This is a genomic window from Flavihumibacter cheonanensis (assembly GCF_022352215.1).
In the GTDB taxonomy this organism is placed as follows: domain Bacteria; phylum Bacteroidota; class Bacteroidia; order Chitinophagales; family Chitinophagaceae; genus Flavihumibacter; species Flavihumibacter cheonanensis.
In genome coordinates, this window is the sequence record NZ_JAKRWF010000004.1 from 311,547 (window position 1) to 325,701 (window position 14,155).

Annotated in this window: 16 protein-coding genes and 1 pseudogene; 7 read left to right on the top strand and 10 right to left on the bottom strand. The window is 41.8% G+C overall.

Going from position 1 to position 14,155, the window contains the following annotated elements; translation table 11 throughout:
• Nucleotides 1–10: 10 nt before the first annotated feature.
• The 10 genes and pseudogenes from MD536_RS17700 to MD536_RS17745 all read right to left on the bottom strand — a co-directional run bounded on the left by MD536_RS17700 (nt 11) and on the right by MD536_RS17745 (nt 7,378).
• Entirely contained in the window at nt 11–505 is a 495-nt protein-coding gene (locus MD536_RS17700; protein ID WP_239602570.1) for a hypothetical protein, read from the bottom strand.
• 417 nt (nt 506–922) lie between these two features.
• Nucleotides 923–1,846, bottom strand: coding sequence for a hypothetical protein (locus tag MD536_RS17705; protein ID WP_239602572.1), 924 nt, complete (start codon nt 1,844–1,846; stop codon nt 923–925).
• Nucleotides 1,795–2,511, bottom strand: coding sequence for a hypothetical protein (locus MD536_RS17710; RefSeq protein WP_239602574.1), 717 nt, complete (start codon nt 2,509–2,511; stop codon nt 1,795–1,797). Before MD536_RS17710 ends, MD536_RS17705 begins: the two co-directional genes overlap by 52 nt.
• Complete coding sequence (locus tag MD536_RS17715; protein WP_239602575.1) at nt 2,512–3,000, bottom strand: hypothetical protein; 489 nt, start codon at nt 2,998–3,000, stop codon at nt 2,512–2,514.
• A gap of 17 nt (nt 3,001–3,017) precedes the next feature.
• A pseudogene (locus tag MD536_RS22285) lies at nt 3,018–4,012 on the bottom strand (IS30 family transposase).
• Between the two features lie 219 nt (nt 4,013–4,231).
• A complete protein-coding gene (locus MD536_RS17725; RefSeq protein ID WP_239602579.1) occupies nt 4,232–4,819 on the bottom strand; it encodes a hypothetical protein in 588 nt (195 codons plus the stop codon).
• Nucleotides 4,820–4,905: 86 nt separating this feature from the next.
• On the bottom strand, nt 4,906–5,085 hold the full coding sequence (locus MD536_RS17730; protein ID WP_239602580.1) for a DUF2625 family protein: 180 nt from the start codon (nt 5,083–5,085) through the stop codon (nt 4,906–4,908).
• A 188-nt stretch (nt 5,086–5,273) separates the two neighbouring features.
• Complete coding sequence (locus MD536_RS17735) at nt 5,274–5,816, bottom strand: hypothetical protein (protein ID WP_239602582.1); 543 nt, start codon at nt 5,814–5,816, stop codon at nt 5,274–5,276.
• 43 nt (nt 5,817–5,859) lie between these two features.
• Entirely contained in the window at nt 5,860–6,270 is a 411-nt protein-coding gene (locus MD536_RS17740; RefSeq protein ID WP_239602584.1) for a ribosomal maturation YjgA family protein, read from the bottom strand.
• Nucleotides 6,271–6,658: 388 nt separating this feature from the next.
• Nucleotides 6,659–7,378 carry a hypothetical protein gene (locus MD536_RS17745; protein ID WP_239602585.1) on the bottom strand — a complete coding sequence of 240 codons (720 nt, stop codon included), beginning with the start codon at nt 7,376–7,378 and terminating at the stop codon, nt 6,659–6,661.
• Between the two features lie 104 nt (nt 7,379–7,482).
• Here MD536_RS17745 and MD536_RS17750 point away from each other — a divergent pair, with 104 nt between their 5' ends.
• From MD536_RS17750 to MD536_RS17780, 7 genes are all read left to right on the top strand, one after another.
• Complete coding sequence (locus tag MD536_RS17750) at nt 7,483–8,571, top strand: Gfo/Idh/MocA family protein (protein WP_239602587.1); 1,089 nt, start codon at nt 7,483–7,485, stop codon at nt 8,569–8,571.
• Between the two features lie 12 nt (nt 8,572–8,583).
• The gene (locus MD536_RS17755; protein ID WP_239602589.1) at nt 8,584–9,318 is read left to right on the top strand and encodes a glucosamine-6-phosphate deaminase; all 735 of its coding nucleotides are present in this window, start codon (nt 8,584–8,586) and stop codon (nt 9,316–9,318) included.
• Nucleotides 9,311–10,150 carry an ROK family protein gene (locus MD536_RS17760; RefSeq protein WP_239602591.1) on the top strand — a complete coding sequence of 280 codons (840 nt, stop codon included), beginning with the start codon at nt 9,311–9,313 and terminating at the stop codon, nt 10,148–10,150. The genes MD536_RS17755 and MD536_RS17760 overlap by 8 nt, the downstream gene beginning before the upstream one ends.
• 11 nt (nt 10,151–10,161) lie before the next feature.
• Nucleotides 10,162–12,402, top strand: coding sequence for a penicillin acylase family protein (locus MD536_RS17765; protein WP_239602592.1), 2,241 nt, complete (start codon nt 10,162–10,164; stop codon nt 12,400–12,402).
• Nucleotides 12,403–12,506: 104 nt separating this feature from the next.
• Nucleotides 12,507–13,331: a ZIP family metal transporter gene (locus tag MD536_RS17770; RefSeq protein ID WP_239602594.1), complete on the top strand. Its 825-nt coding sequence runs from the start codon at nt 12,507–12,509 to the stop codon at nt 13,329–13,331.
• A 69-nt stretch (nt 13,332–13,400) separates the two neighbouring features.
• A complete protein-coding gene (locus tag MD536_RS17775; RefSeq protein ID WP_239602596.1) occupies nt 13,401–13,622 on the top strand; it encodes a hypothetical protein in 222 nt (73 codons plus the stop codon).
• A 46-nt stretch (nt 13,623–13,668) separates the two neighbouring features.
• Nucleotides 13,669–14,085, top strand: a complete 417-nt coding sequence (locus MD536_RS17780; protein ID WP_239602597.1) for a DsrE family protein — start codon at nt 13,669–13,671, stop codon at nt 14,083–14,085.
• The last annotated feature ends 70 nt before the right edge of the window (nt 14,086–14,155 follow it).

Consider the following 14,155-nt stretch of genomic DNA (forward strand, 5'->3'; position numbering starts at 1 on the left):
GAAAATGAATTTAAGGGTAGATAATTTTATCTATCCAATTCTTTTCGGATTTGTAATTTCTTTTGTAGATAGTTATATGATCTATTAAGCCCTGATGCTTTGCCACTTCCCTAATTTTTAGTATCGCTTTTTGATAGTCTTTACCTACAATAAAATGAAAGTCATTTTCGACTGGAAAGTCGTTTTCAGCGAGTGTTCCTAATTTATTTGTTTCTAAGCTCCTTAATATAGCCTCATCAAGCTGTTTTTTATGAATTTTTTTATCTTGGATGGAATCGATAAGTTCCAATTTTATATAGATAATCGAATATTCTTCCAGAATTGGTTTATCCCAGCCAATTGCCTGGTTAAGGTTTTTCGGGTATCTACTTTCGCTTTCTGTGCAGGATGAAATAAATAAAACGGTAAATAACAGTAACAGTTTTATTTTACCCAAGGAACAGCTTTTATTAAATTTACCGGGCATCTGTTTATTAAATGCGTTTTCTTTGTAAGCTTCGAACATAATGAACAATAAATAGAATCTGCCCTAGTACAAACGAGATAGGGATTAGTAATTCATCTTTGCTTATAATGACTGAATTGAATATCATTAAGCCATACTTCAAAAAAATTATAGCAGGTATTGTCAAAATGAAATGAACAATAAAAAATATCCAGTTTATTGTGCCAGTTTTTGTTGAAAGATTCCAATATGCAATAGATACTAAAAGTATTATGAGCACAACTATGGATTGCCAGATAAAGTAAGGTGGAAAAATGCTGGTATGCCAGCCAGGCACAACGGATGTAGCATAATCCAATGACAATGGGAAGAACGACAGAAATATACAAATGAATATAAGTGAAGGGAGGTATGATAACTTCATAATGTATATTTCTAAATTACAAAAGTATCGTTAACGACTGAGCAAACATGCTACTAGTTTTCTTTTAGTTTATTTAGTTGGATCTTATAATTGAATCGAAGCACTTCTTTTCCCCAAAGTGTTAGCACCTGTTCGGCTAATAATATGTTATTAACTGCTTTTACATGTAAACAGTCGTGAAATGATTTTATATATTTCGTCCAATATTTCCCTTTAGCGTCTTTTAATAAAAAATATAATCCGGCTTCCCCAAACCTGTTTCCGGAAGACTCAAGAATCAACTCGCCATTATTACTTACTCTTGGAGTCATAAGGACGGTAGCATTCCCATTTGGTAGTGGGAAAATAGCTTTAATGCATCGTTTCCCGGAAGGTAGGGTGCTTACTCCGTAAATTCCAGAATAAATAGGTTGGTCGCTCGATTGAATATATCGAAGCCAGCATGTATACTTTGTTTCGTTGCTTTCTGATTCTACCAGGGTGATTATTTCACTTCTTAATTTTTGAAATGCTATTGAGTTGTTGGTGGGTAAATTTAACTGCCCCAATCTGCTACTAAATAAGCTGCTGATCAAAATTCCAAATACTTTGAACATTGAATTCCATTTCACAGTGAACTCAAAATCGTAGTTGGATGTTTTTTCGTAAAAATCTATTATTTGTTGGGATAATTTGGCTAGTTCATTTTCTGATAGTTTGAGCTTATTTATTGATGGTAATAAGCCTGTATTTCTATCAGATTGAATAATTGTTAGCTTTTCTTTTGCTGCAAGCTCCGTGATAAATTTATTGCCGGATACATTGTTTTCTCCAAAAGGACCAATTATCCAGGAATATGCTGTTGGGTCGATCTTTTTTCCAGTGGTGATAACCCATTGCTGCGTTATCCAGTCCTGGATATTTTGCATTGGTTTTGCGAATCCCATTAGTTTTTTTGAAAATCGGTTTTTGGAATATAGTTGGATACTCCATTCCATTCACCAAATTCTGAAATTGGTTTGAATCTCAGAGTTGTAAATTCAAAATGAAAATCTTTTCTGTCGCGTTCCTTCATGGCATTAAAATGCCTTTTAGGTTGAGGTACTTTGCTATGCCCTTGTACCATTTCAGTCATTTCTTTTAGAGATTTCCAAATTGAGAAAGTTGAAACTGTTCTGGGAAGCCTTATGGAAGCCATGGATAAGGTTGTGCCTGGGTGGTCACGGACCAGAGTTTCTACAGGTTTTCCCCAGCGAATAAATCTGGGAACTTCCATTAGTCTCATTCTGGCTAGAGTAACCGCAACTACAGGCGAGTTGTAGTCTTCTATTTCATTTGTTTCTTTTGGTATTTTAAATTCATTAATACTGCCCCATTGGCGTAAAAATTGCAATCGGATATGCCATCCTTTTGCCAAATCCTTTCCTAATTTCTTTTTGGTTAAGAAAGTATCGATAGCTTCTTCAGTTTCCCACTGAGCAAATAAAATTAGCTTTCTTAGTTGCATACGCGATGGCGAAAAGATATTTGAGCCCAACGTCATTGCAGTCATGCATTCTGCATGAACTAATCCGGGTGTATTGGATGCCGTAGGAGGGAATAAAATAGCCCGGAGTGCCGTAATATAGGATGTTGAAACGATGTGATAACTAAAAGTACTCATTTATTTTCTCAATTTTGAGTCCAAATCTCCAAGAAATATAGGTATTTCATTTCCTTCTTCCGAGAAAAAAAAGCTTGTTCTTGAACTTCCATCCAACTCTACCATCCTTGGTGATTCATCAGCAACGATTTGTTTTATAGGATTTGTTCCTGTGAATATGGCGGCTTTCCCCTTTAGTAGTAGAAATACTCCAAGATTAGATTTCAATAAACTGGCAAATTCAGTCTCTTTCTCAGAGACAACATTAATATCAATTGATGTAAGCTTATTATCTTTAATTAATGTCAATAAAAAAGTATTGTTTGTATTCAGTTTACTATCAATTTCTGAAATAGCTGAAATGATATCGCTTTTATTCAAGTAAATGTCATAGGTGCCATTTTTTATTTTAAAATCATTAGTGGATTTTGTTTGGTTCAATTGTATTGTTTGTCCCATTGATGATATTGATATTGTTAGGGATAACACAATTGTTAATAGATTATTCATTTTTTTAAAATCTAAGTTCAAGTAATTAGTGAAATTTTCTGTTCTAGCCCTGGTTAGGTGTTTTATAATTAAATTTTCGAACTGGTCTGTTAATTAGCAATAGTACTACTGATTTTATTTCTTCGTTTGTTACGTTGCTAAGGTCTGTCTTTTTAGGCAAGAATTGCCTAATCTGGCCAATCCGATTTGCAACAGTTCCTTTATCCTGGCTTGTATAGGGCCTGATAAAATAAGCTTGTAAAGCTTTAGAAACATCCCTATACCCAGCAAATCCTTTTTCATTGTCAAATGTAATTGTGTGAATTGGATATTGACATTTTACAAATTTCTTAATTAGGTTCTTAGCGACGTTTTCACTGCTTCTATTGTCAAGTTTATTCAAACTTGTGAAGGGTAGCCCTATCCGTTATAACTAATAATGCACCATTATGATTTTTACCCATCATAAAGTCAACTTCCACGTCTCCAGGTCTGCTTCGGCGATTAACAATGGAGGGACGATTTTCGATAGACCCCGGTTTGGGATAATTCCTCTTGAATCGTTTCTGGATCCTCTTTTTCGTCTACGTTTACCATTTTTTAGGGTAGTGTATAAATCTTTAAGTTGTCTGTCTTCGGCTTTGATTCCCTGTTTGCATTTCCATATCCATTGATAAATTACTTCATGACTAATGGGGCCTTTATCTGTTTCTTTTCCAACAATACTGATGATCTCCGGAATCCACTTATTTTTTGTAAGCCTGATAGAAATCTGTTTTTTCATGCAATCAGTAAACTAAGTAAATTTCGGCTTTTTCTTGTGTCTTAAGTCGGTTTTCATTTGGGCATTGGATGCGACATAAACACTTGCTATTCGCCCACTTTTTGCCTTATTACATTTTAATTCTCTACTTATAGTAGAGGGATCGACGCCAAGCTGTTCAGCGATTTTATTATATCTAATTGCTGCTTTAATCAAGGTTTCAATCTGGTATCTTTGTACCAAACTGAGTTGTGTGTATTTTTTTGACATAAGCAATCCAAAGATTGCACTACTCAGTCAAATGACAAAATGACCTCAAAATCATTTTGTCATTTGTTTTCAAAAATTGCACTTATCTGTTGAACTCAGCAAATTTATTATTAGTTCTATTTAGAATTCAAAAATTTCAAGCAATTTGAATCACTTTACAACCATGGTATAATAGATAATTCGATTGTATGTTCCGAACCTTGCCAATTTTTATTCTTTCTAATTATCTTCTGTGGGGGGAGGTGGTGGAAATACCATATTTGAAAATCTTGATTTCCATTTTACTTTATAGAAATCATAACTGCTGTTTTGTTTTTTTGCTCTTAGAACTTCTGTTTCTTCTTCAGTTGCCAATCGCACATTGTAGAGTTCTATTTTACGAGCTTTTAATTTCTTTAATAAATGAAAGAATACTTTATTTTGTAAAGTATCTGAAAAGGTTGCTATTTGTATATAATTAATGGACGGTTTAGGTTTATGTGTTATCGAATCTAATATTATTTCAAGGTCATCATCAGATACTAAATTCAAATCTGCAGGCATCAGGCCAATATAATCTGGATAACTATAGTTTGCTCCAGTCGAGCAACAATTCAGTAACGAATCTTTTTTATGTAAGTACAATTCACCACTGGTGTCCATAATAAAATTGAATTCACTATAGAATAAGTTCTTTTGCCTGTTTAAATTAGTAGTTCTGTCCTGTTGTGAAATAATATAAATGGAAGAATTATTTTCCTTGCAAGCTGTAAAGGAACCTACAATAGAAATAGCTATAAAATGAATAATAAATATTGATCTAGTCATATATGGTATGATTCCAGAATTTCAGGGGTTAAATAGTACAGTGGGCTAAAAATTTCTCTAAATTCATTAATAGATATTCCTTTATTCTAAACGGGTAGTACCCTGTTATGTCGGGTATCTCCAGAACTTAAAATGCGTATCCAGCCATGATCAATTAGTATTCCGCCTGTTGAATAATTGATTGCTCTCTTTGGAGAACGGGTAGTTACTTGTGTTTCATAAAGTGCATCCTTTCCTTTAAGAGAACCACCAAATATAATTTCCACTTTGTTTTAGCTTCTTTTATCCATCCCTGAACAAGTGGTCATCCAGGTTCATTGATGTTAATTAATTCTTCAACGGGACGCCTGGTATTTGGGTATAGCCCTGAATGTTGATTATGACAACTATTACAACTCCAGTTAGTTTAGTCATCATTTATTATTTAAATATTTATTCAGAGTTTAGCATATTCTTAGAATACAGCAGCTTTTACTCTTACTATTTTTTCCCAATCATTACCTTTTCGGGTGTAAAACGCGATTTCTTCAGATCCACATGTATTTCCGCAAAAATTGAGATAATAAACTAAAGCGCAGGTTCCATTTCTAAATACAATTGGTTTTATAAATTTCCAAACGCGTTTGGTTTGAGGGTATACTTGAGGTTTTTGAATTGACCGAATATTTAATAGCACTGCCCAGGCTGAATCAGCTTGAATTATTTCGGAGTTTGAAAATAGATTGGCATCCCAAATATTTGTTCTTAGTAACTTAAGTTGGGCTAGAATATATCTAAGCTCCTTCCGAGATAGCTGAAATGTATTTGTGTCGTTGGGTTTTAGGCTACTTGAATATTTTCTCTTCGTTAAAGATTTATGTATTTCATTATACGTATAATCTGTTAGTATTGAATCTTCATAATATATATGGTTAGTATCTTGCGTTTCCTTTATTACGTTGTATATAATTTCTATTGCTTCATTTTTATTTTGGGATATGCACAATGAATAGCTCATAGTCATCAGTAATATGATAATGAATGATTTCATCTAGTACTAGTTATAGAAATATCGGCGATTGAATAGTTTTCCTTCTTTTTTTCACAACGTAATAGGCAATGACTACTGTCAAGATTCCTAATGTATAAGCTATTATATCCATCCAGGCAAAAGAGTTACCTATTACAATATTTGCAATTCTTGAGTGCTTCAATCCGAGTTTGCCAACCAAATCAAAATATTGTAATGTTTCGATTAAGTACGCAAATAATAATACTCCCGCTGCCGTCCATAAAGTGGGTATTTTCAAAAATGTCTTTACAAAGCAGAAGAGAAGGATAACAACTAAATAGTCGCCTCCGTAGGGTCTTATAAAGTTGTCATCAACATAAATAGCTATTAAGACTTCAATTAGGAATAGAAGAACAGTTGCAAGAAAGTAAAAAGGATGGAATTGAAATTTTTCTTTCATGTTCAATGCTTCGCCACATGAGTCCCATTGGCTGGGAATCACAGGACAAGTAGCAACAATATAGGCTATCCCTTAAATTCCTGCAAGCGGGAAAGCGGATTATTTCAAATATCCTACCTGCATAAAAAAAGGGAAGAGCATTTCTGCTCCTCCCATTTAGCTTTTCGGATATTATTTTGTAAATTGTTATGTTCTTTCTTTCCACCCTCTTCCATTCCCCCTCTTCCATTCCTCCCAAACGGTTCCAGAGCGCTTCACTGACGGTTCACTGACAGTTGTAGAACGATCAAACAACTATCCCTGAACGATTCCGGATGACTGACTGGTTAGTCAACAGAAGCCGAATGGACGGTCAACTTATGCCGAATGGTCAAATGAACGTGGTTGCTTATCTACCTTTTTTACCATACCACATTGGAGCTTTGGTCAGGACCAGGCTGATCTGGAACCTGCCCAAACGATCCTCCGGTGCATTTGCCAAATCCTGGTTGCTCTTTCCCCTCCATTCACGATCCTGGAAACTGCCGATATATGCTGCCTGCAAACCTACTGAAGCTCCTTTTTCCTTAGGCGCGAACAGGTTCAGGCCCATACCCAGTTTGTAATTAAAAAAGGAATTGTTGAACGCCACAGGAGAAATCCCTGTTTGTACAATGGGCGATTGCAAAACATCATCAAAATTGACATTCGAGTTATCCCGGTAGAATTTTGCCTGGTACCAATCATATCCAATACCCGCGATTGGATACAACATCACCCTATCCTGCTTTAACAGATCATATCCAAAATCAAAACCAATTCCTGCAAATCGCGTCGTGCTGCTTTGGCGGTTGCGATCCCCGCTCATGCTGCTACCTAGCGTAATATTCGACATGGAAATCACCCGGTTTCTTTCTTTCATCCAACCCAATTGCAAAACACCTGTATAATCCCGCAGATCGCGGTACTGGGGGAAATTCGCAATCCGGCTATTCAATCCGTCAAATTCCTGGAAACCTACTCCAAGTCCAATGGTGGTCATTGGCAGGTAATTATCCCAATTTTTTTTCTTTTGTGCCATGCTGGTGCCGCTGATCAGTAGGGCGGCCGCAAATACCCATGCTTTCATATTGTATAGTTTAACCATGCTTAACAGGTTGTTCGTGGATTGGTTCTTTTTTTTCGCTGTTTGAAGTGCCAGTTCCTGCAATTTTTGCAGATATTTAAGCAAAAATGCGTCGAACGAAAGTTGCCATCCTGGGTTCCGGGTTCATTGCCGATATCCATATTGAAAGTTATCACCGCTTTGTTCCGGAAGCGGAAGTGGTTGCTGTTTACTCCCGAGATATCAAGAAAGCCCGGGACTTCGCCGATAAACACAAAATCACCCAGTTTTATGCTGATATCGATGAACTGCTTGAAAAATCAGGCGTTGAAGTGGTGGATATCTGCCTGCCCAATTTCAAGCATTGCGAAGCTACCCTCAAAGCCGCTGCCGCCGGTAAACATATCATCATTGAAAAACCCCTGGCCGTTACCCTCGAGGAAGCGGATTCCATGATTGAGGCCTGCAAAAAGGCCAAAGTGAAACTGATGTATGCCGAGGAACTCTGCTTTGCCCCCAAATACGAACGTGTGCGCCATATGGTGAAGGAAGGTGGGGTAGGGGATATCTACATGCTCAAGCAGGGGGAGAAACATTCTGGTCCGCATAGCGACTGGTTCTACGATAAAAATCTCTCCGGTGGAGGGGTTCTGATGGATATGGGTTGCCACGCCATAGCCTGGTTTCGCTGGATGCTCAACAATTGCAAGGCAACCAGTGTCTATGCCACGATGGCAACTGTTTACCACAAGGGCCGCACCGTTTGCGAGGATAATTCGGTGGTGATTATCGAGTTTGAAAATGGCGTGATCGGGGTAGCAGAAAACAGCTGGGCCAAACATGGCGGTATGGATGATCGTTGTGAAGTTTATGGCACCGGCGGGGTAGTATATGCTGATCTCTTCATGGGCAATGCGGCTGTTTCCTACAGTAAACACGGTTATGGCTATGCGATGGAAAAAGCAGATACCACCATTGGCTGGAGCTTCACCATTTTCGAAGAGGTGTTCAACCAGGGTTACCCGCATGAACTAAGGCATTTCATTCAATGTGTGCAGAACGATACCCAGCCCATGGTTACCGGTGAAGATGGTCGCGCTGTGCTGGAAATCATCTATGCAGCTTATGCTTCCGCAGCAGAAGGCAAAAAGATTTACCTGCCTTTCCATCCGAAGGTGGACCGGCCCATTGATTTGTGGTTGAATGCAAAAAAATAAACTACCTGCATTATGGATATTTTCCTTGAAAAGGATTACAATACACTTTCAGCCGCTGCTGCCAAACATTTGTTATCCCTGGCGCGCAAAAAGCAATCACCCCTGGTCTGCGTGGCTTCAGGTGATAGTCCGGCTGGACTCTATCGTGAACTCATTACACAACAAAATGCCAATGAAACCGACTCCTGGAACTTCGTCGGACTCGATGAATGGCAGGGCATGAATGCTTCGGATGAGGGTTCCTGCCAATGGCATCTTCACCAGCAATTGTTTCAACCGCTGAAAGTTGATGCCAGCCGGATCTGCTTTTTCGATGGCAGAGCTGCCTCCCTGGAAGAAGAATGCCAGCGTGTGGACCAGTTCATATCGGACCACGGGGGTATTGATATCGCGGTGATCGGCCTGGGCTCCAATGGCCATATCGGGATGAATGAACCCCAGCGCGATCCTACCTTAACCGCTCATATCGCTGAACTGGCTCCTTCCACCATCCAAACCGCGCAGAAGTATTTTAAAAAGGAAACAACCATTACAGGCGGACTCACACTCGGCATCGCTTCCATTCTGTCTGCGAAACATATTTTTCTGATTGTTTCCGGTTCACATAAAGCGGCTATCATCAAACAGCTGATGGAATCTGAGCCTACACCCGCTTTGCCGGTTACCTGGTTGAAGAACCATCCCAATGCCTACCTCTACCTCGATGAAGCTGCCGCCAGTGAATGGAAAACATCCTCCCATGCGTAACCGACAAATAGGCATCGATATTGGCGGTACCGGTATGAAAGCTGGTATCGTGGAGAATGGCCGCCTGCTGCAAAAGGTCGAAGAGAAAGTGCTGGCGAATGGAAGTGCTGATGAAGTAGTAGAGCAAGTGAAAGGATTAATTCTTCGGTTAGGCCTAAACGATATAACAGGTATCGGTATTGGAATTCCGGGACTGGTAAACCCTGTTACTGGCGTGGTGTACGATGTGATGAATATCCCGGCCTGGACAGAACTCGATCTTAAAGGCATTCTGGAAAAAGAGTTGGGAAATCCGGTTGCCCTGAACAACGATGCCAACTGTTTTGCTGCCGCGGCTTTTACCCTGCGACAATTGCGGGAGCGTACCTCTCTCCTGGGGGTTACCCTTGGTACCGGGATGGGCACCGGTATTATTTGGGAAGGTAAACTGATCTCAGGATTACATGGTGGGGCTGGAGAATTCGGACTGATTGAATACCGCGAGCAGAACATTGAATACTATGCCAGCGGCCGTTTTTTTGAAAATGTATACGGACTCAATGGCGTTGAGGTTTACCAGAAAGCCATGCAGGGAGATCAGCGATCATTGGAGCTGTATGCCGAACTTGGTTTTCATTTTGGCAACGCGGTTAAAACCCTGCTCTACGCACTCGATATAAATTATATTATTTTGGGAGGGTCGGTAAGTGCTGCCTGGCCCTTGTTCCGGGAAGCTACCCTGCAACAGGTGGGCGATTTTGCCTATCGCCAGGCCCGTGAAAGCCTGGTGATTGAAACTTTGCAGGAGATGGATGCCGGTATCATTGGCGCAGCCGCCCTGGTTACTTTATAACATACACACACATGCGAAAATTAGTATTAGTCCTGCTTTGTCTTCCCTTGGGGTTATTGGCACAGCAACCAGCTGAATTGGCAAGATGGGAAAAACAGGCGGAGAACATCACCATCATCCGCGATAAGATGGGCATTCCGCATATCTATGGCAAGACAGATGCCGATGCAGTTTTCGGATTGCTCTATGTCCAATGCGAAGACGATTTTGCCCGGGTGGAAATGAATTATATTGAAAAGCTGGGGAGATTGTCAGAGGTGCAGGGGGAGAGTAAGCTCTATGATGATCTCCTGATCCGACTGGTGATTGATGCCGAAGCCGCGCAACGTGATTATGCGAAAGCTCCGGCCTGGTTGAAAAAACTCTGTGTCGCTTTTGCGGATGGGATCAATTATTATCTCTACAAAAATCCCCAGGTAAAAACAGCTCTCCTAAACCGCTTTGAACCCTGGTTCCCCATGTTATGGACAGATGGTAGTATTGGTGCGATCACTACGGCTGATATCACCATGAAAGAGTTGGCTGGTTTTTACGGTGATGCATCGCCGTTAGTCGCAAGAAACATAAATGGTACTTCTCTTTCTGCGCAAGGAATCAGAGAAGGGTTGAGCACTGAAGTCGAACCAATAGAAGAGCCTCTTCCCACCGGCTCCAATGGATTTGCTATTGCTCCTGCCAAATCCGCCAGTGGCAAAGCAATGCTCTATATCAATCCCCATGTGAGTTTTTATTTTCGTCCCGAAGTGCATATGGTTTCAGAAGAAGGCCTGAATGCCTATGGGGCGGTTACCTGGGGACAGTTTTTCATCTACCAGGGATTCAATGAATACGCGGGCTGGATGCACACATCCTGTTATGTGGATGCTGCGGATTCCTATATAGAAAAAGTGGAGAAGCGTCCCTATGGGTATGCGTATCGCTATGAAGGTAAACTTCGTCCCTTTAGAACCAAACTGATTACGATTCGCTATAAAACAGCTACGGGAACAGCAGAAAAAAACATCACAGCCTACTTCACCCATCACGGTCCGATTATGGCGAAGCGCAACAACCAGCTCCTGAGCATGAAAGCGGATAACCGCCTGCTGGAGGGCGTAATTCAATGTTGGCAACGAACCAAAGTAAAGGGACTCAACGATTTCAAGAAAACACTGGATCTGAAAGGCAATCTTTCCAATAGTACGGTCTATGCGGATAGAGATGGCAATATCGCTTACTGGCATGGAAACCGGATTCCGAAAAGAGATCCTTCTATCGACTGGACGCAACCTGTTGATGGAACCACCAAAGCAACCGAGTGGAAGGGGTATCATGCTATCAATGAAACCGTTCATATGGTGAACCCCTCCAATGGATGGCTGCAACATTGCAACAGCACCGCATTCCAGATTGCAGGTACCAATAGTCCGGATCCTGCAATGTTCCCTGCCTACATGGCACCTGATGGTGATAATTTTCGTGGAGTCAATGCCGTTAGGGTGCTTTCCAATCTTGCCAAACTAGATCTAGACGCACTTATCAAAGCCGGTTATGATCCGCGTCTCGCTGCTTTTGAGGAATTGATTCCCGAGTTGGTGAAAGCATTTGACACTCAAGTGAAACCTGCTGATACCTTATATGCCTGGCTGGCCGGACCAATAGCCGTCCTCCGCAACTGGAATTACCAGGTGGATACGGCATCCATTGCAACTACGCTGGCTGTGGAATGGGGACAAAGATTATTGCCTTCCATCATGCGCGCAGGTCCCCAGGATGGCAAACCCCTGGACGCGGTGATAAAGACCCGTGCCTATATTTCGGGTACACCTCAGCGTGAGATGCTGCAGGCACTGTACCTGACCCTGCAGGATCTCACGCAGCGCTATGGAAAATGGCAGCTCGCCTGGGGTGGTATCAATCGCTTCCAGCGTATTTCGCCGGCAATTGATTTGCAGTTTGATGATAACAAAACCAGTTTCCCGGTTGCCTTTGCTTCCGGAACCTGGGGCATGTTGCCTTCTTATAATAGCCGGGTTTTCCCGGGCACCCGGAACCGGTATGGGGTCCATGGGAACAGTTTCATTTGTGCTGTGGAGTTTGGTGACAAAGTGCGCGCTAAAGCCCTGCTCGCAGGTGGACAGAGTGGTGATCCGGCTTCTCCCCATTTCAACGACCAGGTAGAGGCTTACAGCAAGGGGCAGTTCCGGGAAGTACTCTTCTACAAAGATGATGTGCTGCGGAATGCGGAACGTACTTACAAGCCCGGGAGATAGCTCACCCGTCCGGTGCCACCGGACGGGTGAGGGAATTGATGAGGCTAAAAATAAATTTAGGTGCATCTAATTATTTTGGATGATTTGGATTATTTTTATACGCCATGAAGCAACTAGAACAATTCCTAACCGAAATCGGGCCTGTATGGGCGGCCCTTATAGCAACAACATTTACCTGGCTGGTTACTGCCGCCGGCGCCTCCCTGGTATTCTTTTTCAAAACCATCAAACGCAGTGTATTTGATGCCATGCTCGGCTTTACGGGCGGGGTGATGGTAGCCGCCAGCTTTTGGTCGCTGCTGGCACCCAGCATTGAATATTCAGAGAAACTCTATCCCGATTTTCCCTGGATGCCCGCAGCTGTGGGCTTCCTGGTCGGCGCTCTCTTTATCTTTTCTCTCGACAAATTCATGCCCCACCTGCATATCAATTTTGGAGAGGATGAATCCGAGGGGATGAAAACCAAATGGCATAAAACTACCCTGCTGTTATTGGCCATCACGTTGCACAATATTCCGGAAGGCCTCGCGGTTGGTGTACTCTTTGGCGCTGCCTCAATTGGCGCCGGGGAACAACTGATTCCTGCAGCCATCGCCCTGGCATTTGGTATCGGATTGCAGAACTTCCCCGAAGGTATGGCAGTTGCTATGCCACTGCGCAGACATGGCGTAAGCAGGGCCAAGAGTTTCTGGTATGGTCAGCTCTCCGCGATTGTTGAACCGGTTGCCGGCGTATTGGGAGCTGTGGCTGTGATTTATATGGAACCTGTGTTACCCTTCGCCCTCGCCTTCGCTGCCGGTGCCATGATCTATGTGGTGGTGGAAGAAGTGATCCCAGAAACCCAGCGGGATAAATTCACCGATGTAGCAGTGCTCGGGTTCATCGGCGGCTTTGTGGTGATGATGGTGCTGGATGTGGCCCTTGGCTAAGTCCGCTGGGTAACTATTATCACATTCGGTTAACACCAATTCCTGCAACTTTACCAAAATGCCGTTGCTATGATCAAATCATTTATACTGAAAAACAAGTTGATGTTGTTGGGAGTTCTCCTCGGAGGAATTGCAGGATATCTTTACTATCACTTTATCGGGTGTGTGACCGGTACCTGCGCCATCACTTCCAAACCCCTGAACAGCACGGTTTATTTTGCCGTGATGGGAGGGTTAGGCTTTAGTATGCTGAAAAAAAGTGAGAAGTCAGACGTGAGAAGTGAGAAGTGAGAAAGACGAAACACCGAAAGAATAACCACCGAAAGAATAACTAAACATGAAACAACTCACTATACTGGCAGTTCTACTTTTATCAGTTATCAATGGTGCAGTTGCACAAACAGCAGAACCGAAGCACAAACTGGTGATGCAGTTAAATACCAGTGATACCCTGATCTGGAAGGGACTCATGAACAACCTCAAAAATCTCAAAGCAGGTTGGGGTGATTCCGTGAAAGTAGAAGTAGTGGTGCATGGTGCGGGTGTTCAGTTTATGATGAAAGACAAAACCACCCAGGCCGATAAAATCGCGCAGTTTAAAAAAATGGGTATTGAATTCGTTGTTTGCGAAAACACCTTGCGCGAACGCAATGTTTCCAAAGATCAACTCCTTCCCGAAGCCGGCTTCGTTAAAATGGGAGTGGGTGAAATTATATTGAAACAGGAGGCGGGCTGGAGCTATATAAAACTGTGAGATGTCAGACGTGAGATGTCAGACGCATGGACCGCCGTCTCACGTCTCACGTCTGACGTCTCACTTTTCC